This window comes from Acetivibrio clariflavus DSM 19732, from assembly GCF_000237085.1.
Classification (GTDB): domain Bacteria; phylum Bacillota; class Clostridia; order Acetivibrionales; family Acetivibrionaceae; genus Acetivibrio; species Acetivibrio clariflavus.
On the sequence record NC_016627.1, the window covers coordinates 2,652,214 to 2,670,142 of the forward strand.

General features: G+C 36.0%; 20 protein-coding genes and 1 pseudogene. 3 read left to right on the forward strand and 18 right to left on the reverse strand.

What is annotated here, in order from left to right; translation table 11 throughout:
- Positions 1–56: 56 nt before the first annotated feature.
- From CLOCL_RS11245 to tnpA (CLOCL_RS11295), 12 genes are all read right to left on the reverse strand, one after another.
- Positions 57–1,274 (reverse strand): IS256 family transposase, encoded by a 1,218-nt coding sequence (locus CLOCL_RS11245; protein ID WP_014255477.1) that lies wholly within the window; start codon positions 1,272–1,274, stop codon positions 57–59.
- Between the two features lie 137 nt (positions 1,275–1,411).
- Positions 1,412–1,696, reverse strand: a complete 285-nt coding sequence (locus CLOCL_RS11250; RefSeq protein ID WP_014254763.1) for a hypothetical protein — start codon at positions 1,694–1,696, stop codon at positions 1,412–1,414.
- On the reverse strand, positions 1,693–3,297 hold the full coding sequence (gene tnpC, locus CLOCL_RS11255) for an IS66 family transposase (protein ID WP_014255478.1): 1,605 nt from the start codon (positions 3,295–3,297) through the stop codon (positions 1,693–1,695). Before tnpC (CLOCL_RS11255) ends, CLOCL_RS11250 begins: the two co-directional genes overlap by 4 nt.
- Positions 3,298–3,360: 63 nt before the next feature.
- Complete coding sequence (locus tag CLOCL_RS22540) at positions 3,361–3,657, reverse strand: hypothetical protein (RefSeq protein ID WP_081467038.1); 297 nt, start codon at positions 3,655–3,657, stop codon at positions 3,361–3,363.
- Positions 3,658–3,849: 192 nt separating this feature from the next.
- Positions 3,850–4,620, reverse strand: a complete 771-nt coding sequence (gene istB / locus CLOCL_RS11265; RefSeq protein WP_014253722.1) for an IS21-like element helper ATPase IstB — start codon at positions 4,618–4,620, stop codon at positions 3,850–3,852.
- Positions 4,621–4,636: 16 nt separating this feature from the next.
- Positions 4,637–6,088, reverse strand: coding sequence for an IS21 family transposase (istA, locus tag CLOCL_RS11270; protein WP_081467039.1), 1,452 nt, complete (start codon positions 6,086–6,088; stop codon positions 4,637–4,639).
- Between the two features lie 117 nt (positions 6,089–6,205).
- On the reverse strand, positions 6,206–6,442 hold the full coding sequence (gene tnpB, locus CLOCL_RS21605; RefSeq protein ID WP_014255480.1) for an IS66 family insertion sequence element accessory protein TnpB: 237 nt from the start codon (positions 6,440–6,442) through the stop codon (positions 6,206–6,208).
- Positions 6,439–6,792, reverse strand: coding sequence for an IS66 family insertion sequence element accessory protein TnpA (gene tnpA, locus CLOCL_RS11275; RefSeq protein WP_014255481.1), 354 nt, complete (start codon positions 6,790–6,792; stop codon positions 6,439–6,441). Before tnpA (CLOCL_RS11275) ends, tnpB (CLOCL_RS21605) begins: the two co-directional genes overlap by 4 nt.
- Before the next feature lie 315 nt (positions 6,793–7,107).
- On the reverse strand, positions 7,108–7,590 hold the full coding sequence (locus tag CLOCL_RS11280; protein ID WP_014255482.1) for a hypothetical protein: 483 nt from the start codon (positions 7,588–7,590) through the stop codon (positions 7,108–7,110).
- Positions 7,591–7,607: 17 nt separating this feature from the next.
- On the reverse strand, positions 7,608–7,823 hold the full coding sequence (locus CLOCL_RS11285; protein WP_014255483.1) for a hypothetical protein: 216 nt from the start codon (positions 7,821–7,823) through the stop codon (positions 7,608–7,610).
- Between the two features lie 356 nt (positions 7,824–8,179).
- Positions 8,180–9,460 carry an IS110 family RNA-guided transposase gene (locus CLOCL_RS11290; protein ID WP_014255484.1) on the reverse strand — a complete coding sequence of 427 codons (1,281 nt, stop codon included), beginning with the start codon at positions 9,458–9,460 and terminating at the stop codon, positions 8,180–8,182.
- Between the two features lie 309 nt (positions 9,461–9,769).
- A complete protein-coding gene (gene tnpA / locus CLOCL_RS11295) occupies positions 9,770–10,225 on the reverse strand; it encodes an IS200/IS605 family transposase (RefSeq protein ID WP_014253709.1) in 456 nt (151 codons plus the stop codon).
- 406 nt (positions 10,226–10,631) lie between these two features.
- Between tnpA (CLOCL_RS11295) and CLOCL_RS11305 the strand changes: the two genes are divergently transcribed.
- From CLOCL_RS11305 to CLOCL_RS11315, 3 genes are all read left to right on the forward strand, one after another.
- Positions 10,632–10,901 carry a SymE family type I addiction module toxin gene (locus CLOCL_RS11305; protein ID WP_014255485.1) on the forward strand — a complete coding sequence of 90 codons (270 nt, stop codon included), beginning with the start codon at positions 10,632–10,634 and terminating at the stop codon, positions 10,899–10,901.
- Between the two features lie 114 nt (positions 10,902–11,015).
- Complete coding sequence (locus CLOCL_RS11310) at positions 11,016–11,495, forward strand: HRDC domain-containing protein (protein WP_041715109.1); 480 nt, start codon at positions 11,016–11,018, stop codon at positions 11,493–11,495.
- A gap of 43 nt (positions 11,496–11,538) precedes the next feature.
- Positions 11,539–11,745 carry a hypothetical protein gene (locus CLOCL_RS11315; protein WP_014255486.1) on the forward strand — a complete coding sequence of 69 codons (207 nt, stop codon included), beginning with the start codon at positions 11,539–11,541 and terminating at the stop codon, positions 11,743–11,745.
- A gap of 137 nt (positions 11,746–11,882) precedes the next feature.
- On the opposite strand, the gene CLOCL_RS11320 is transcribed toward CLOCL_RS11315, so the two are convergent.
- From CLOCL_RS11320 to CLOCL_RS11345, 6 genes and pseudogenes are all read right to left on the reverse strand, one after another.
- Complete coding sequence (locus tag CLOCL_RS11320; protein WP_014255487.1) at positions 11,883–12,188, reverse strand: hypothetical protein; 306 nt, start codon at positions 12,186–12,188, stop codon at positions 11,883–11,885.
- A gap of 17 nt (positions 12,189–12,205) precedes the next feature.
- Positions 12,206–14,281: a polymorphic toxin-type HINT domain-containing protein gene (locus CLOCL_RS11325; RefSeq protein WP_041715110.1), complete on the reverse strand. Its 2,076-nt coding sequence runs from the start codon at positions 14,279–14,281 to the stop codon at positions 12,206–12,208.
- 418 nt (positions 14,282–14,699) lie between these two features.
- Positions 14,700–15,476, reverse strand: a complete 777-nt coding sequence (locus CLOCL_RS11330; RefSeq protein WP_014255488.1) for a hypothetical protein — start codon at positions 15,474–15,476, stop codon at positions 14,700–14,702.
- Between the two features lie 228 nt (positions 15,477–15,704).
- Positions 15,705–17,313 (reverse strand): annotated as a pseudogene (gene tnpC / locus CLOCL_RS11335) (IS66 family transposase).
- Between the two features lie 64 nt (positions 17,314–17,377).
- Positions 17,378–17,731 carry an IS66 family insertion sequence element accessory protein TnpB gene (gene tnpB, locus CLOCL_RS11340; RefSeq protein ID WP_014255490.1) on the reverse strand — a complete coding sequence of 118 codons (354 nt, stop codon included), beginning with the start codon at positions 17,729–17,731 and terminating at the stop codon, positions 17,378–17,380.
- Positions 17,728–17,865 (reverse strand): hypothetical protein, encoded by a 138-nt coding sequence (locus CLOCL_RS11345; RefSeq protein WP_245532783.1) that lies wholly within the window; start codon positions 17,863–17,865, stop codon positions 17,728–17,730. The genes tnpB (CLOCL_RS11340) and CLOCL_RS11345 overlap by 4 nt, the downstream gene beginning before the upstream one ends.
- Positions 17,866–17,929: the final 64 nt, after the last annotated feature.

Sequence of the window (17,929 nt, forward strand, 5' to 3'; positions counted from 1 at the left end):
GTCTAGCCCATCCGGCGATGAGGATGAGCCCTTGAGGGCGGTGGGGGTGAATGCTCTTAAATATACTCTTCCAGCCTACCTGGATATTGGATTACCAATTGGCTAAGTACTCTATCCCAGTTTTTGTAACGTTGTGTCCATTTTTTTACTACATTCATTGATGCTAAATATAAAATCTTTTCTAGTGAACTGTCTGTTGGAAATATTGTTTTTGTTTTTGTGACCTTACGAAACTGACGATGTAGTCCTTCAATTATATTTGTAGTATAAATTATTTTTCGTATTTCTTCTGGAAATTTGAAAAATGGACTTATAACATCCCAGTTATTTTCCCAACTACGTATTGCAAAAGGATATTCCTTTCCCCACTTTTCTTTAAGTTCATAAAGTTTTTCTAATGCTATTTCTTCATTAATAGCATGATATACTTCTTTGAAATCATTACTAAATGCTTTTAGGTCTTTGTATGGCACATACTTAAAAGAATTTCTCAGCTGATGTATTATGCAACGCTGCACTTCAGATTTTGGATATGCAGCATTTATGGCTTCCTTAAGTCCGGTAAGTCCATCAACACAAAAAATTAAAACATCCTGTACTCCTCTATTTTTAAGGTCATTCAGTACACCAAGCCAAAACTTTGAGGATTCATTGTCACCAATCCAGATCCCTAAAATATCCTTATATCCATCAATAGTAACACCTAGAACAACATAAGCTGCCCTGTTTATTATTCTTCCGTCGTCCTTAACTTTATAGTGTATTGCATCCATAAAAACAAAAGAGTATATAGGTTCAAGAGGTCTTTGTTGCCATTCCTTAATCTCTGGAGCAATTCTATCAGTAATCTTACTAACCATCTCTGCTGATAGGCTAAAACCATAAAGTTCTTCAATTTGTTGACTGATATCCCTTGTAGACATTCCTCTTGCATATAAAGCTATAACTTTTTCTTCAATTCCAGAAACATTACGTTGATATTTAGGAATAATTTTAGGTTGAAATTCGCCTTTACGATCTCTTGGTACTTGTATATCAATTTCTCCAAACTCACTTTTTATTTTTTTAGGCGTATAACCGTTACGACTATTATCAGTTTTTTTATTTTCTACATCATCTTTAGCATATCCTAATTTTGCTTCAAGTTCTGCTTCTAAAAGTTCTTGTATTATATCTTTAAAAATGTCTTTAAGATATTCATTAATATCAGATACACTTTGGAAATTATTTCCCCGAACTAATTGTTTGATTTGTTCTTTTGTTAACGTTGACATAAAGTTCTCCTCCTTAGCTTTTATTATTATTAATCCTTGCCAAGAAGGAGAACATTCAATCATCTATACACAAATTTTTTTACATCCTCCTTTTTCAACCAAAAACTTAATCTTTAATTTTTACAACCTATGTGCATCTAAATTAAGTTGGGTCTCTTTTCGCCTAACCATTCATTGAAAGCATTAGCAATTTCCATCCTGAACTCTTCATCTGACAAACCAGGAGAAGTTCCGAGTTCATATGCTCGATCTACAGTATGAGCAAATTTGTCCGCTAATTCACTGTTCTCATACTCCATATGGGGAAAATGCTCTATTACATATGCAGAATAATCCAAATCAAAAAAATAACGTTCTATTTCGCCATTAATAAAATCCGTGATAAATTTAATCATAAATATCGTATGTTTTCCAACTCTCATTCGTCTTCCTCCCACGCATATTTCTCAAGCTCTGTTCTTTTGGATTGCGGTATAAACACCTTAGCAGGTATTTTCACGCTGCCGGGCAGAAAATCTGCAAACGAGCTCACATAACCAGGCTTTCCAAGATTGGGAGCTTGAGTAAATATCCACGACAAATATTCAAAAGGATTCAATCCATTCTCTTTTGCTGTTTCAACTAGGCTGTAGTACACCGCGCTCGCTCTCGCACCACTTGGCGTATTACTGAAAAGCCAGTTCTTGCGTCCGATTACGAAAGGCTTTATACTTCGCTCTGCACGGTTATTTGATATCTCCAATCGTCCATTCAGCATATACCTCTCAAGATATTTTCGCTGGTACTGAGCATATTGTACTGCTTTACCCAGATGGGTTTTGGGAAGTACATTTAATTTTCTTATCCAATCATAAAATTCATCTATGATAGGCTTTGATTGCTTTTCTCGTTCTTTTAACCGGTTTTCCGGGCATAGCAATGCAAACTGTTTCTCCAAATGAAACAGTTTATCGCAATATGCTACTCCCTTTGCAGCATTAGACATTGCTTGCTTCTCTTTGGGCAGGGCTTCCATTGCGTCAAAAAACTTTCGCCGTACATGGGCCCAACAACCTACTACAGTTATTTTTTCGGGCAATTTGTAATACACGCTATATCCGTCTGCATGTAAGTATCCACTAAATTCTTTTAGAAATTCCTCCGGATGTATATGCTTCCTGTCCGGCTGGTAGTCATAAAGTATTATCTGATGTCTTGCCTCCCCGCTCGTTCGGTACAGCCACATATAACTCTTCGACTGTGCCGCCTTCCCTGGTTCTTTTAGCACCTGTACCACTGTTTCATCTGCATGCAGTACCTCATGCTCACACAGCCGTTTCTTCATCTCCTCATATATCGGTTCCAGCCAATTCTCACAGGCTTTTATCAACCAATTTGACATTGTCTGCCTTGATATCTCAATGCCATTTTGTTTCCATTCCTGCTCCTGACGATATAAGGGAGAACCCATCATGAATTTTTGCGTCGCTATATGGGCAATTGTCTCGGGTGATGCAAAGCTTCCTTTTATGACCGGTTCAGGTGTATCTGCCTTTACAATCGGTGTATGGTCGGATGTTTTCTCACAATTCCTGCATGAATATACATGTCTAATATGACGCACTATTACCGCTTTAGCAGGTATAATCTTCAACTCATCACGGGTTTCTTTTCCCATTGTATGTAACCCACTACCGCACTCCGGACAAATACATTCCTTTTCGGGTAACTTGTGTTCAATTACCTCCACTGGTAAGTCTTCCGGAAGCTTATCTGTTGTCAGACGAGTTCTCTTACGGTAATAAGCTTTTACTTCTATCTTTTGTGGCTCGGAAATAGCTAAATTGTGAGTCTCTTCCTCTTCGTTAAAAAGATTGATTTGTTCAATCTTTGTTTGTTCACTGGATACACCGAATTGTTTACGCTTTGAAAGGCGTATTTGTTCCATAAACCATTGGACTTGTTGTTCCAATTCAGCTATCCTTCGTTCTTTTTCTTCAATTATATTAAGTAATTTTTCTACTGAAATTTCTTGTCTATTCATAGGATAATTTTACTATAAAAATTACATTAAATCCAGCTTTTTGATGCTTTTTAAGGAATTTCTTTATGAAATTTGACGCTCTAAAACCTCCTTTCGGCTAAGCTTTTTTTCCAATCTTGCACTGTCGATAAGGCAAGCTAATTCTTTTACATCAAGAAGCATTGTGGTTGAATCTTCTTCTGTTGGCCAGCGAAATCGACTGTTATTGTCAATAAAAATTCCCCAAAAAGGGGAAAGAATTTTCCCCACTTTAAAAAAGATAAAAAAAACTCTATGTAACAGAGAAAAAACTTTTTCAAGAATCCAGTTTACAACGAGCCTCCCCCATATGATTACATGCCAGTGAGGCCAGCCCACCATACCCCGTAGGTATTTCTTTTAAGTAGGGCTGAGGGGTATGATAAACTGGCCTGCCTTAACAGGCTATCATATGGGACCCATCTCATTATAAACCGCACTTAAAAAACTTTTTTCACGCTTTTAGTATACTACATACCTAATTGCTTGGATAAAATAAATATGTTTTTGTCAAAGAACAGTAACTTGCTAATTTTATTCATTCTCTTGCACTTTTGTGGATATAGCTTTAAGGCTTTCCTTGCTTTGCTTCATTCGATAGCTTTCACCTTTTATAACTACAAAGTGACAATGATGAATAAACCTATCTAATATTGCTGTTGCTAAAACTGGGTCGTAGAATATTCTACCCCACTCATCAAAAACTTTGTTTGAAGTTATTATTATAGAGCCTTTCTCATATCTTCTCGATACAATTTCATAAAAGTCATCTACGCTATTCTGATTAAGCTTTTTTAGTCCTAGTTCATCTAGTATAAGTAAATCTGGATTTGTGTAGTACTTCAGCCTTTGACTAAAAGAATTGTCGGCTCTCGATAAATATAAGTCTTCAAGCATATGGTTTATTGTTGTAAATAATACATTGTATCCTTGAGATATAGCTTTTACTCCAAGTGCTATACCTAAATGAGTTTTTCCTGTACCTGGCGGTCCTATGAAGGCTACGTTTTCTTTCTTGCGGACAAATTCACAGGTTGCCAAATTGTATATAAATCTTTTATTAATAGAGGGCTGCTGATTAAACTGATATTCCTCTAGTGTCTTTATTTGAGGAAATTTTGCCTTCTGCATCCTCTTTTTATTACCATTATCTTTGCGGTTTGAAAATTCATCACTTAAAAGCAGTTCTAAGAACTCCATGTAAGACATCTGCTCTTTGATAGCTTGCTCATTTCTTGCCTCCACTGTTTTTATGAACCCCGATAGCTTTAACTGCCTTAATCTTGAAAACATTAAATCATTCATCTTTTTTTACCTCATCTCAATTTAGAAGTTTTGAATACTCTGATAATGGCCTTGATAAAAAGGTTTCTTCTGAGTTAATATATGTTTGGTTTGTTTCTATAGGCAGCGAATCAATTCCCTGTTCACAAATTCGTTTTACCGTTTTATATTTCAGTGCATTGTACATATATGCCCTATGGCAGGCATTATCAATAGTTGCATTGTCATACTTTTTCCTTAAGGAAATTATTCCTGCAATAGCTCGATAGTTATATTTTGTGCCTACCTGCTCTAAGAATTTCTCAAAAAATATAGCTGCATGTTTTCCAATTTCACTCATTTTCTCTCGATATCTTGACTTTATCTCATTAGCCGTGATATTTTTATAATCAGGATAATGATTTTTATCTGTGAAGAATTTGCCCTTTTCATTCTTTTCTACGGGATGAAGGGCTATTTCTTTATCCTTATATATTGCTTTAAGCAGATTATCTATGATAACAATATCAACCTCCTCACCAATGTATGCATACGGTACAGAATAGTAATTACCCCCATATGAGATGTGACAGTTTGGCATTACAGTTGCCGAAGTTATTTCAGATATGTTGTATTCTTCCGTAGGAAGAGGGAGAAGTTTTTCTTTTTCATACGAATTGAATTCTTCTGATGGAACTTTTTTTGTTGTACCGTGTATTCTAACATTAGCTATAGTCTCAAGCCACTCCATTAAAAACGCTTTGGCTTCATCAATATCTTTAAATTCTCGTGCTTTAAAGCAGTTATCCTTCACATATTTTATATTTGATTCTACCTTTCCCTTATCAGTAGGTGTTGCTACCCTACATGGTTCCGGAGAAAATCCATAATGAGAAGCAAATGCTGCATAATTCCTTTGGACAACAGGTTCATAAAAGTCGGCTTCCAATACAGCTGCTTTAAGATTATCGATTTTTATATTCTGTGGTACTCCTCCAAAATATCTAAAAGCTTTTTTATGACAATCTATGAATGTTGAAATACTCTGATCAAATACAATTTGAACATACATATATCTGGAATAGCTGAGTTCCATTACAAAAACCCAAGCTTTTTTGTACTTGCCGTCCGGAAGTTTAATAGTGCCAATATATCCAAAGTCCACTTGTGCCTCTTCACCGGGAAGACTGTGTAGTACCATATATGCTTTAGGTGGAGATTTTTTTATTTTAGCAACATATTTTTTTACAGTGTCATAACTACCCTGAAATCCAAATTCTCGCACTAAATCCTGATATATTCTTATTGCTTTTAAGTCTTTAGTTACTTGTATCTGAATATATTCCTTATATGGATCAAGTATTGAGCAAGTTTCTTTTCTTTCAACAATTCCTTTCTCATTAAGTTCATTAAGAACCCGTCTTACGGTCTTTCTGTCAATTTCAAGTATTTTTGCAATTTGTGTCTTGTTATATCCTTTTTTTGATAAAGTTTGTATTGTTGTATGCATCGCTACCCCCAACATTATTATCGACTCCCACTTATATAATTAACATTATGTTAATCTACAAGCAGAAGTTTGTGAATAGGTGGGGAATTTTCTTTCCCGAAACCGGGTAATTTAATTTTACCACTGACAAAATCGACCTCGTTCCAATCGCTTAAAGTATAGCCAAAACCCATCTCCATCCCATTCAAGGATTTTTATCCTGTTTCTATTTCTGTTACAGAACACAAACAGTGCATTCATAAACGGATCAAGTGAAAAGCTTTCTTGTACCAGTGTTATTAATCCGTTGATGGATTTCCTCATATCCGTATATCTACAGCAAAGATACACTGGTTTTTCATTCCATCTTATCATAACGCCATCAACACCTGGCAAACTTTTTTTAACAATTCTAAGTCTGTTTCCGTGTTTACAATGACATTACAGCCATTAATTTTAATTTCCAGTGTAGCTTTTGCAGGGGACACCGGTTTCGATGCAAGTTGCATCCATCCACTTGGTACTTCGATTTTGGGTTCTTTTACTTCTTCAACTACTGTACACTTTGCTTCACTGACTTTCTTTTGCCAATAGTAGTATGTGGCTTTGCTTACTCCATTCGTTCGGCAAAACTCTTTGATACTTTGCCCACTTTCAAGCCGGGTTTGTATTAATTGTGCCCACCTAGATAATTGTTGTTCAGTTGTTACTTTTTCCATGTCCATACAATCACTCCGTTTATTCTTTTTTACAGTGATTGTATCAACTATGCAACCATTTTACTATGTGATGATCTATTTGACGGTTACAGCTCTAAATCCTTTTTAGGTATTTAAAAACCTCCCGTCTGATATTTTTGCTTAAATCATATCAAACAAAGGAGGTTTCTACACTACGGTATGTGTTCCAGCGCTTACTTATGTAGTATCTTAACTAAATAACGCCTTTCAAATGGTTCTAAACTGTTATTTTGAGTATTCAAAAGTAGGTTTTTGTTCTACTAACCACCAATTTTTATAGGGGTAAAGTTGCCGCTTTTGCTACATGCCCACAATCTCCGTAGGCTGCCAAGCTTTACCCTTTAAATAATCTTTATAGTATTCTTTCAAATCCTTAATTTTTATACCTTTATCGTACATACAAAAAGGTATTTCCCCATTTTCAAATGCAATTACTACCTTAGTCTTAAACTTAAACGAAATGTGCCTTCCCATTTGGTCTGCAATAATTGGCATAAAATCATTGCACGGCCGCCAAGGTTGTGTACAAATGTCAACAACAATATTAAAATTCCTCATATCAACTTCTTTGTAAAAAGGGTGTTCTTCCTCTAGTGCTTCTTTCTCTAAAAAATCTCTTGCATAATCATATGCATACCCTAAATCTTGTAAATCAATATGCATTCCTAGTACTTGACATGTTTGATTTTCTTGAATTTTCAAACCATATTCCATCAAAAGAAAAGATTTTACTTCCTCATATGTTACATTCTCAATAGAAATAATATCACTTTTTTTACCCATTGCCTAAACCTCCAAGTTTATTTTGGTAGTGCTGCTTCATCAACAACTCTAAAAGTAACGCCAGGTTGTTGCGGCTTGAAGTTATTCACAAAATTCTGATACTCTTGCAGTGTAAAGTTTGAATTAGCCGGGCGTACAACAATTACTTGACCGCCTGGGCCAACTTGTCTAACACCTTTAGCAAGGTCTCCAGCTGCATTTCTGCCTAGCCCGGATATACGTTTTACATCCACCTGTAAGCTCCCATTAACAGTAAAATCATTTGTTCTACCACCTGCCATATCATCTATGAAATGAACATCGTAACCTTCACTTCTAAGCTGCTTGGCTACGCGAAGTTCAGCAGCAGCAGAAAGATCTCCATTCTTTGCTAACTTAAGTTTTTGTTTTAATATATCAGCATCACCAGAAATATATCCTTTAGAAATATTTCCTCCAGCATTACCAACTCCCGCATTATTGAAGTCAGTAACTATATATTACTCCTGCTTGCTTTTAACTCCCTCAAAAAAACAAACAGTATATAAACCCTATCAATAAAGGCTTTTTTTAATATTTTACCATATCATTTTTACAATTGAAATACTCTTTATTCCTGTATTTCCGTTACTTCTTGAGCCTTCTCAAACGGCTTGTATTCCGTCTTTGACTTCATCATGCCATAAATTATTCTAACCGCCCTGCGAGATACGCAAACGAGGGCTTGTGGCTTAGTTTTGCCTTCCTTGACCTTCCTTTCAAAATATTCTCTAAATACTGGATGCCTTGGCTTTCCGCTTGGTGATATTTGCACCAACTGAATAGCCAAAAAGTGAAATATAGCATTTAAAACCCTGTTTCCTTGCCTGCTCCTTTGGTCTTTGCCTTTTCCTGCCGAACTGAAATTAACTGGACATACACCGCAAAACTGGGCTAATTTATCAGAATTCGGAAACCTTTCAATATTGCCAATCTCGGAAATAATATTTGCTGCAGTAATCAAGTTAATTCCGGGCATTGTTTGCAGTTTATACCCTGTCAAATCAACAAGCCGTTTCAATTCATTATCAATGTCCTCATTTTCCTGCTTTTTAAACCGTATTTCCCTTACAAGGCTTTTAATAATCAAGTCTCTTTCGGTCTGGAATTCCTTTTCTTTAGGGCTATTCTGCTCCGATAATGACAATATCATTTCTGCCTGTTCCTGCTTCATTCCTTTATGTATTGTCCTTAATTCCTCTAAAAGCGTTTCCGGCTTTACACCCTTTAAATACTGTGGGTGTGGGTACTTCTCCCAAAATAACAAAGCTGTTTTATTGTCCACATCACAAAAATATTTCTTGTAACTTGGATAGACATTTGTCAAATTGGAATTCAACTGATTCTTGGCAATAACAATTCCTTTAACAAGGCTGTTCCTGCGTTTCACAAGTTGGCGAATAGTCCAATGTAAGTCGTTGTGTTCTTCATCCGGCAAAGTGTCCACCATATCACGTAAAACCTTGGCAACACAAAACGCATCAAACGAATCATTTTTCTTACTCATTGGAGCACTCGACCGCATGGAATCGGTATAAGCAGGATTTACATGTTTAACAGTAAATTTATGACCCAAAAGGTAAGAAGCAAAATTCCTTCCGAATCCTCTTGTATCTTCAAGCCCGAAACATGGGGTTAAATCTTTATAAATCTTTTTGACATCCTGCATGAATTTATCAAATTTTGAAGGTCTATTTTCAAAAGTAATTTCACCTAAAATATTAGTCCAGCAATCTATTACAACCGCAACATGAATATCTTTATGCATGTCAATTCCAATGAAAGCTGTTTTTCTTTTCTCGTATATAAATATCCTCTCCTTTTTTCCTGTCTCCACAAAACCTATCGGCAACCGCACTTTATGAGCATTAAGCCTTTCGACCCTGCAAGGGAGTTGTAAACCTGTCTATTTTTTATGTGACAAATTACGTGAAAATGGCTTCACGAGCCTAATTTAATTATTTTACTGCTCCGCTTGGACACAATTTCTTTACTACTATTGACCGACACAAAAATCATGACCACCCGTAAAACGGGTGGTTTGCTCAGCCCTATAAGGGCGTGTTACCGGCCAGCGCCTAAAGACGCTGGCTTTCACTTCGTTCAAGCCACTTTGCCTTTGTCACTTTTGCAGTCCCTAAAGGGACGAACTTATTACCAACTACCCCTTAAAGGGGTCTTCATACTCTTTCACACTTAACTTATCTATCATTATGTCATGTTTATATTGCTCTTGTATGTATTTCTTAATTGTTGCTTCATTTAGTCCTACTGTACTTACATAGTATCCTTCCGCCCAAAAGTGTCTGTTCCCAAACTTATATTTTAAGTTTGCATGTCTATCAAATATCATAAGTGCACTTTTCCCTTTCAAGTATCCCATAAAGCTTGATACACTCATTTTGGGTGGTATGCTTACTAACATATGTATATGGTCTGGCATCAAATGTCCTTCTATTATCTCGACTCCTTTATATTTGCATAGTTGTTTTATTATTTCCCTTATACTTTGTTTGTATTGATTATAAATTATTTTTCGTCTATACTTAGGTGTAAATACTATATGATATTTACACATCCATTTAGTTCGTGCTAAACTGTGTTCTTTGTTTGCCATTAAAATCACCTTTCCTTTTGTTATTATAGTAGCTTGAACAACTCTATTATAACGGAAAGGTGATTTTTTTGTATAACTCCTGTCTCGCACCCGCATAGCGGGTGGTTTTTTGATTCACACGCTTTGCGTGTGAATCAGGCTAAAGCCAATAATAAAAAGAAGAACGGCTTTTGAGAATTTCATCTTTTTATCCAGCAAAACAGCTTTTTATACTTTGGTTTGGCTTCGTAGCAAAGAAAAAATTCTTAAGAAGAAAAATAAAATTCATTATTTTTGTGTGGGCATCACTATACAAAACCATGTCATGGAAATATTTTACTGAAATAATTTATCTGGTTCTGGGTGGCATAGCAAATAAAAATTTATCCTGATAAAAAAATAAAAAAGTTCTTGACAGGCTCAGGAAATGGCGGTAAATTCCGCCCTGGCTTATGGAGCGGTTCAGTTCCACGAGACAGCATTATTTGATTATAGGAAGGTGTTTTTTATGGTTACGAGATTTTCAGATGTACATACCCCATGGCTTGATACTGCCGATACTCCACAGATTAAGTTACAGGGTGCTTATTTGGAGCGTATGGGGTTTCATGTAGGTATGAATATCAAGATTGAAGTTGAGAAAGGACGTATTGTTATTACTCCTATGGAAGATATAGAGGAAGGTGAAGCGGTTTGAAGCATAGATATTGCAGGAAGTATGGGTATTATGCCCATTACTTCCGTTTCACTTTTTGGCTGATTGGTTTATTTAAAAAGTAAGTATTGATTTATAAGGTTGGAGGTTGATTTTATGAAGTTGGTTATTGATTCAAAGGGTGCATCAGGAAGTTTACATTTGAATATTTCGGGATTTTCAATTGAGTTGTCGGATATTTCTTCTACTGGAAAAGTTGCTGTTATTGAAGAGTCCGGCAATGTTTCCATTGAGGTTTTACCAGTTGAAGAAAAGTTGTTTATTGATAAGGTTACAGATGATTTACAGGAAGTAGAGCAAGCAGAGCCATTTAGTGAAGCAGTTCCAGAGGTTTTGGACATTTCACCTGATTTATTGTTTCAAAGGCTTGTTGCACTTAGAAGAGAAATAGCCAAAGAGGAAAAGTTACCACCTTATATCATTTTCCATGATACCAGTTTAAAAGATATGGTTTCAAAGTTGCCAGTTGATTTGGAAGCCATGAAGAATATTTCCGGTGTTGGTCATGCCAAGTTAGAAAAGTATGGAATCAGGTTTATTGAAGCTATTAGGGGTTATCTTGCCGAATCGGATTGATACCCTTTTATATAGATATTTTGTAATGAAAGGTTGATGATTTATGAGAGTAAAAATTACCACAACAATTGAAGAAGCATTATTGAGCCATGCCAAAGAACTTGCTAAAAAGGAAGGTTTGGAGGGTGCAAATGCAATTATTGAAAGAGCGTTGGAATTGTATTTTTCCAGTTTTCAAAGCGAAGTATGGGAAAAATCGTTGTCCAGCGGTTTTGCATGCAATAAAAAGAATCCCAGCCTTTTAGGTTGAGATTCTTTTGTCATATTGTTCAAAATCTGCATGGTTATATTTGTTTTGTTTCCTATATATTAGCATTTTAATTTGACTGATGTAATTTTTGCAACCGACAGTAACCTAATACTATTAAGTCGTATTGCTTGTATTTTTTAATTGCTTGTAACACATTCTCGAATTAAATCCATAATTTTATCTGCAACATCCATTATCAATACTTGTTCTTCTTCGTTGTACAATCCACATGAGGATTCCATAGCAGGGTAAAAATCTATAAATAAATCCACAGCTTTTTTGGGAATACAGTCAATACTAGCCCAGTCTTTAGCAAGTTCTTCGAGTAGTTTGCATATCATTTCCACTTTGTCTTGTTTTAATCCATCACCTAACCGAAGTGATACCAAAAGTCCATTATCAGATAAAAGCAACTCTTCTAAAACCATCAATTTATTTTCCATATTTACTTCAATCCTTTCTATTTCATTGATTTTATTGCTTCGCTAGGGATGTTGCCTTCTATTAACACCTCAGAAGAACCCTTAGCAAGCCCTTTGGCGGTTGAGCCTTTTAAATAAGCATTGCGTCCTGCATCTGTTGATAAGTCAATGACATTTACATTATCAGGTAGTTTTGCAAGGTCTATTTCTACAATTTTATTCCCTGTCTTTTCTGCCCATTTTTTCGCAACATTTATATCTGTTGTCGTTGAAATGTATTGAGAGCCTTTATTTCTACTACCAGAGGTAATGTGTCCTTCAACAGTCATATTCCTTTGTGGATTCTTCGCTGTTAGTCCATTTAATGGGTTTTCATCTGGACGAATGACTCTATATACTTTGGTTTGTCCATTTTCACCTACAGTTCTTATAAGGTTCCCATTACCAACTCCCGCATTAGACTTATTAGACTTAAAACTAAATTTAAGAGGACACTTTTTACTACCGGCATTATGTACAAGAACATTGTTCTCTGATACCAAATATGTATGCCAGTCTTCTACCTCAAAGTTATACGTTTTTACAGGCTCTTCCAGTCTCTCTCGGCGAATTTCTTTTATTTCCAGTACTTCCCCTGAGTAGAGCTTAACTTTATCTCCCTCTAAAAGATTTCCGGCTTCTACCCAACCTTTTCCTTCAACCCAGAATGGATGTGGTGCGGTAGATTTTATCTGTGAATATCCTACATATATATGAATCAACTCATATGTCTCATTCACAAATAGCTGTTTAACCGTTTTTAGTCCTTTTTCGCCTGTATCGACATTTACTGAATATACTTGGTCTCCAACCTTTATGTCTTCTATCCGTTTATGTCCGTCTTTTGTATACACAAGTGTATCGGCAGTAAAGCACATTCCTAATTCTGGATGCTTACATTCTCTCTTTACAATTGACTGAACTTTTGTCTTAACTCCGCTAAGCTTGTTAAGAACCTTGCTCTTCACACTGTTGGCTTTTTTCAGTACATTTTGACCAAAAGCAGTCTTAGCAAGCTTATTCATTCCCTTCTTGGTAAGGTTCCCTGCAAGTTTGCCTGCTCCCATGGTTACTAAATCTGTTGCACCTGCAAATAATGCTTCCTTTACATCAACCTTACCTTTTGATATATATTGCCCTACTGCATTTCCAACTACTGATCCTGCTGCACTTGCTGCTGCAGCTGCTATGAACGATGCTCCTCCTGTTGCTGCCCCTATTGCTCCGGTTATTGCTCCTTCTGCAAACGATCCGGCATATTCTCTCCAGCTTTTATTAAACTTTCCGTCTTCCATAAAGTCTGATACAGCTGTTATTGCAGTGTTTACTAATCCTCCGATTAAAGCTCCGGCAGCTATATGCAACCAATGACCGTTAGGATCATCATATGTTATCGGGTCATTCTGGCAGTATGTATACAGGTTCAAACTAAGTGGAGCGTTGTACTCTCCGGTATATGTATCTTCCGAAATAAATCTTGCTATTTTCGGGTCATAATATCTTGATCTTAGGTAATAATATCCTGTATCGTCATCATAATAGTAACCTGAGTACTTATACGGATTCGGTTTGCTTTCCAGTTGATATAATATGTTTCCAAATATATCATAATCATACTCATTTACTGTATTGGCTGCACCATCTACAAGCTTTACAACATCCGCATGTCCATTGTACAGATAATACAGAGTATCGGAATCTCCCTTTATCTTACGGGCAATCAGGTTGACTCCCTGGATATTATGGCTTTCTAATCCATCGCTTCTTACTTCAAGCAATATACTCTGTCCATCGTAGTAATACTTTGTGGTTACTCCGTCTACTGTTTTTTCAACTCTTAATCCGAAAGCATCATATTTACTTGTCGATGTACTGTCCTGTGTCTTTGCAACTTTTAACTGATTAAACCCATCAAACGTATATTCAGATACGTTTATTACATCCCCTGGCTCTGTTGCAGCTACCTTTATCTGATTACCGTTTCCGTCATAGGTGTATACAGTAGTAATATTCGAACCATTACGTACTTCTAAAATATCTGTCAAACGGTTTGATCTATCGTAATGGTATGTCAATTTTGAACTTACATCATTTAATGCGTCTTCAACCGTTTGTTCCTTTCGATTGCCTGCTCCGTCATAGGCGTAAGTTGTTGTTCTTCCTCCCGGTTCGACTACTGTTTTTATTCTACCTAAGTTATCGTATTCAAAGCTTGTTTTTCCTTTTGGCTCGATCTTTGATATCTGTAAACTATTTTCATCATACTCATACTCATAGATATCTACCGATGAACCTACTTGATTGACAAGCTTTTTTAATCTGATTATCTCATTGTAAGTACCTCTATACTAAGTATACATTATTTAACTGTCCTTTCCAAGGTTAGTTGTAATAGAACACTTTTTTACTCCCAAATTCTCTTTTCCATAATTATATTATCTTTTCAACAAAAAATACTTTTAATTTTTTGTTTTAACCTTCTACATTTAATGGTTAGTCTTCTGCTTGTTGCATCCTCATACTCAAGTTTTTGTTGGCTAAAGTTCTAATCTGGTTAGCATACTTTGCATTTTTAATATTTCGCAACTCATTTAGTATATAACTAGGAGTTACTGGATTTTCAGCAATTGCTCTTAAGAATCGACAATTATTTGATTTATAGTATTTATTAATCTGCTTAATACTTTTAGTTTTAGTTAAATGCTTTTCAATGCTTTGCTCAATTACTAACCTTTTCAATTCTTCAAAATTTGTTAGTGAAAATAAACTCTTTAATAAAATTCTTCGCTTTTCATTACTTGTATAATCCATATTTATCAAAACTCTCCATAGCCATTCATTATCTTTGAACTTCCTTAATAGTTCAACAAAATCATAACTTGAATAGTTTTCATCGATAAAATATCTCTTCCCTAAGGTAATAACAGCTTCATCCACTTGGTATGCTATTTTCAATAAAAATTTATCTGATAATGGTAAATGTCCTAATGTTTGAATAGCTATATGATTATTAATAAGATAATCAATAAACTCATCTTTTAGAGAATCTTTATGAATATAGGGTAAACATTCACTCCAGAATCTTTCTTCCAGCTTGGTCCCTTTTAACTTTTCCTTAACAATATTAATTAAAGTCTCATGCAAAATACAAACATCTTGATTATACAAGCATTTATATAAGTAAAATTCATCATTTATTATATCTCTTAAATCAGTTAGAGAAGCTTCCTTCACAAAACTAAACCAACCAATAACATTTTCAAATTTCATAAAATCATCCCTTAAATTTAATAATATGGTTCTACCTTAAATATATGTAAGCGTCAAAAAAACCCGCACATGAATAATACAATCATTAATAAAAATGGTTGAAATGTTTTGAAAACCGATAAAACTTTTTCAACCAGAAACCTAAGCTATAATTTTTATAACCTATGTGCATCTATATTAAGTTGAGCCTCTTTTCGCCCAACCATTTATCGAAAACATTGGAAATTTTCATTCGTCTTCCTCCCACGCATATTTCTCAGGCTCTGTTCTTTTGGATTGCGGTATAAACACCTTAGCAGGTATTTTCATGCTACCAGGCAGAAAATCAGCAAATGTGCTCACATAACCAGGCTTCCCTAGATTAGGGGCTTGACTAAATATCCATGACAAATATTCAAAAGGATTCAATCCATTCTCTTTTGCTGTTTCAACAAGACTGTAATACACCGCGCTCGTTCTCGCACCACCTGGCGTATTACTGAAAAGCCAATTCTTCCGTCCGATTACGAAAGGCTTTATACTTCGCTCTGCACGGTTATTTGATATCTCCAATCGTCCATCCAGTATATACCTCTCAAGATATTTTCGCTGGGACTGCGCATATTGTACTGCTTTACCCAGATGGGTTTTGGGTAGTACATTTAATTTTCTTATCCAATCATAAAATTCATCTATGATAGGCTTTGATTGCTTCTCTCGTTCTTTTAACCGGGTTTCCGGGCATAGCAATGCAAACTGTTTCTCTAAATGAAACAGTTTATCACAGTATGTTACTCCCTTTGCTGCATTAGATGTTGATTGCTTATCTTTGGGCAGGGCTTCCATCGCTTCAAAAAACTTTCGCCGTACATGGGCCCAACAACCTATTACAGTAATTTTTTTCGGGCAGCTTGTAATACCCGTTATATCCGTCTGCATGTAAATATCCACTAAATTCTTTTAGAAATTCCTCCGGATGTATATGTTTTCTGTCCGGCTGGTAGTCATAAAGTATTATCTGATGTTTTGCCTCTCCGCTCGTTCGATACAGCCACATATAACTCTTCGACTGTGCCGCCTTCCCTGGTTCTTTTAGCACCTGTACCACTGTTTCATCTGCATGCAGTACCTCATGCTCGCACAGCCGTTTCTTCATCTCCTCATATATCGGTTCCAGCCAATTCTCACAGGCTTTTATCAACCAATTTGACATTGTCTGCCTTGATATCTCAATGCCATTTTGTTTCCATTCCTGCTCCTGACGATATAAGGGAGACCCCATCATGAATTTTTGTGTAGCTATATGGGCAATTGTCTCAGGTGATGCAAAACTTCCCTTTATGACCGGTTCCGGTATATCTGCCTTTACAATGGGAGTATGGTCTGAAGTTTCTTCACAGTTCCGGCATGAATAAACATGCCTAATATGACGCACTATTACCGCTTTTGCCGGAATAATCTTCAACTCATCACGAGTTTCCTTTCCCATTGTATGCAATTCACTACCGCATTCCAGGCAAATACATTCCTCTTCAGGTAACTTGTGCTCTATTACCTCCACTGGTAAGTCTTCCGGAAGCTTATCTGTTGTCAGACGAGTTCTCTTACGGTAATGAGCTTTTACTTCTATCCTTTCTTGCTCGGTAATAGCTAAATTATGAGTCTCTTCCTCTTCATTATTAAAAAGATTGATTTGCTCAATCTTTGTTTGTTCACTGGATACACCGAATTGTTTACGCTTTGAAAGGCGCATTTGTTCCATGAACCATTGGACTTGTTGTTCCAACTCGGCAATCCTGCGATCCTTTTCTTCAATTATACCAAGTAATTTTTTTACTGAAATTTCTTGTCTCTTCATGGGATAATATTACCATAAAAATTACATTAAATCCAGCTTTTTGATCCTTTTTTTGAATTTCTTCTTATGAAATTAGACGCTCTAAAACTTCCTTTCTCCTGAGCTTTTTCTCTAATCTGGCACTATCAATAAGACAAGCTAATTCTTTTACATCAAGAAGCATTGTGGTTGAATCTTCTTCTGTTGGCCAGCGAAATCGCCCTCGTTCCAATCGCTTAAAGTACAGCCAAAACCCATCTCCATCCCATTCAAGGATTTTTATCCTGTTTCTCCCTCTGTTACAGAACACAAACAGTGCATTCATAAACGGATCAAGTGAGAAACTTTCTTGTACCAGTGTTATTAACCCGTTGATAGATTTCCTCATATCCGTATATCTACAGCAAAGATACACTGGTTTTTCATTCCATCTTATCATAACGACATCAACACCTGGCAAACTTTTTTCAATAATTCTAAGTCTGTTTCCGTATTTACAGTGACATTACAGCCATTAATTTTAATTTCCAGTGTAGCTTTTGCAGGGTACACCGGTTTCGATGCAAGCTGCATCCATCCACTTGGTACTTCGGTTTTGGATTCTTTTACTTCTTCTACGTAAGCGTCAAACAGGCCC

What these genes read in the sequence shown, in the direction of transcription:
- CLOCL_RS11245 (WP_014255477.1), bottom strand. Translation starts at nt 1,274, where the DNA reads ATGTCAACGTTAACAAAAGAACAAATCAAACAATTAGTTCGGGGAAAT.
- CLOCL_RS11250 (WP_014254763.1), bottom strand. Translation starts at nt 1,696, where the DNA reads ATGAGAGTTGGAAAACATACGATATTTATGATTAAATTTATCACGGAT.
- tnpC (WP_014255478.1), bottom strand. Translation starts at nt 3,297, where the DNA reads ATGAATAGACAAGAAATTTCAGTAGAAAAATTACTTAATATAATTGAA.
- CLOCL_RS22540 (WP_081467038.1), bottom strand. Translation starts at nt 3,657, where the DNA reads ATGGTGGGCTGGCCTCACTGGCATGTAATCATATGGGGGAGGCTCGTT.
- istB (WP_014253722.1), bottom strand. Translation starts at nt 4,620, where the DNA reads ATGAATGATTTAATGTTTTCAAGATTAAGGCAGTTAAAGCTATCGGGG.
- istA (WP_081467039.1), bottom strand. Translation starts at nt 6,088, where the DNA reads ATGCATACAACAATACAAACTTTATCAAAAAAAGGATATAACAAGACA.
- tnpB (WP_014255480.1), bottom strand. Translation starts at nt 6,442, where the DNA reads ATGATAAGATGGAATGAAAAACCAGTGTATCTTTGCTGTAGATATACG.
- tnpA (WP_014255481.1), bottom strand. Translation starts at nt 6,792, where the DNA reads ATGGACATGGAAAAAGTAACAACTGAACAACAATTATCTAGGTGGGCA.
- CLOCL_RS11280 (WP_014255482.1), bottom strand. Translation starts at nt 7,590, where the DNA reads ATGGGTAAAAAAAGTGATATTATTTCTATTGAGAATGTAACATATGAG.
- tnpA (WP_014253709.1), bottom strand. Translation starts at nt 10,225, where the DNA reads ATGGCAAACAAAGAACACAGTTTAGCACGAACTAAATGGATGTGTAAA.
- CLOCL_RS11305 (WP_014255485.1), top strand. Translation starts at nt 10,632, where the DNA reads ATGGCGGTAAATTCCGCCCTGGCTTATGGAGCGGTTCAGTTCCACGAG.
- CLOCL_RS11310 (WP_041715109.1), top strand. Translation starts at nt 11,016, where the DNA reads ATGAAGTTGGTTATTGATTCAAAGGGTGCATCAGGAAGTTTACATTTG.
- CLOCL_RS11315 (WP_014255486.1), top strand. Translation starts at nt 11,539, where the DNA reads ATGAGAGTAAAAATTACCACAACAATTGAAGAAGCATTATTGAGCCAT.
- CLOCL_RS11320 (WP_014255487.1), bottom strand. Translation starts at nt 12,188, where the DNA reads ATGGAAAATAAATTGATGGTTTTAGAAGAGTTGCTTTTATCTGATAAT.
- CLOCL_RS11330 (WP_014255488.1), bottom strand. Translation starts at nt 15,476, where the DNA reads ATGAAATTTGAAAATGTTATTGGTTGGTTTAGTTTTGTGAAGGAAGCT.
- tnpB (WP_014255490.1), bottom strand. Translation starts at nt 17,731, where the DNA reads ATGATAAGATGGAATGAAAAACCAGTGTATCTTTGCTGTAGATATACG.
- CLOCL_RS11345 (WP_245532783.1), bottom strand. Translation starts at nt 17,865, where the DNA reads ATGCAGCTTGCATCGAAACCGGTGTACCCTGCAAAAGCTACACTGGAA.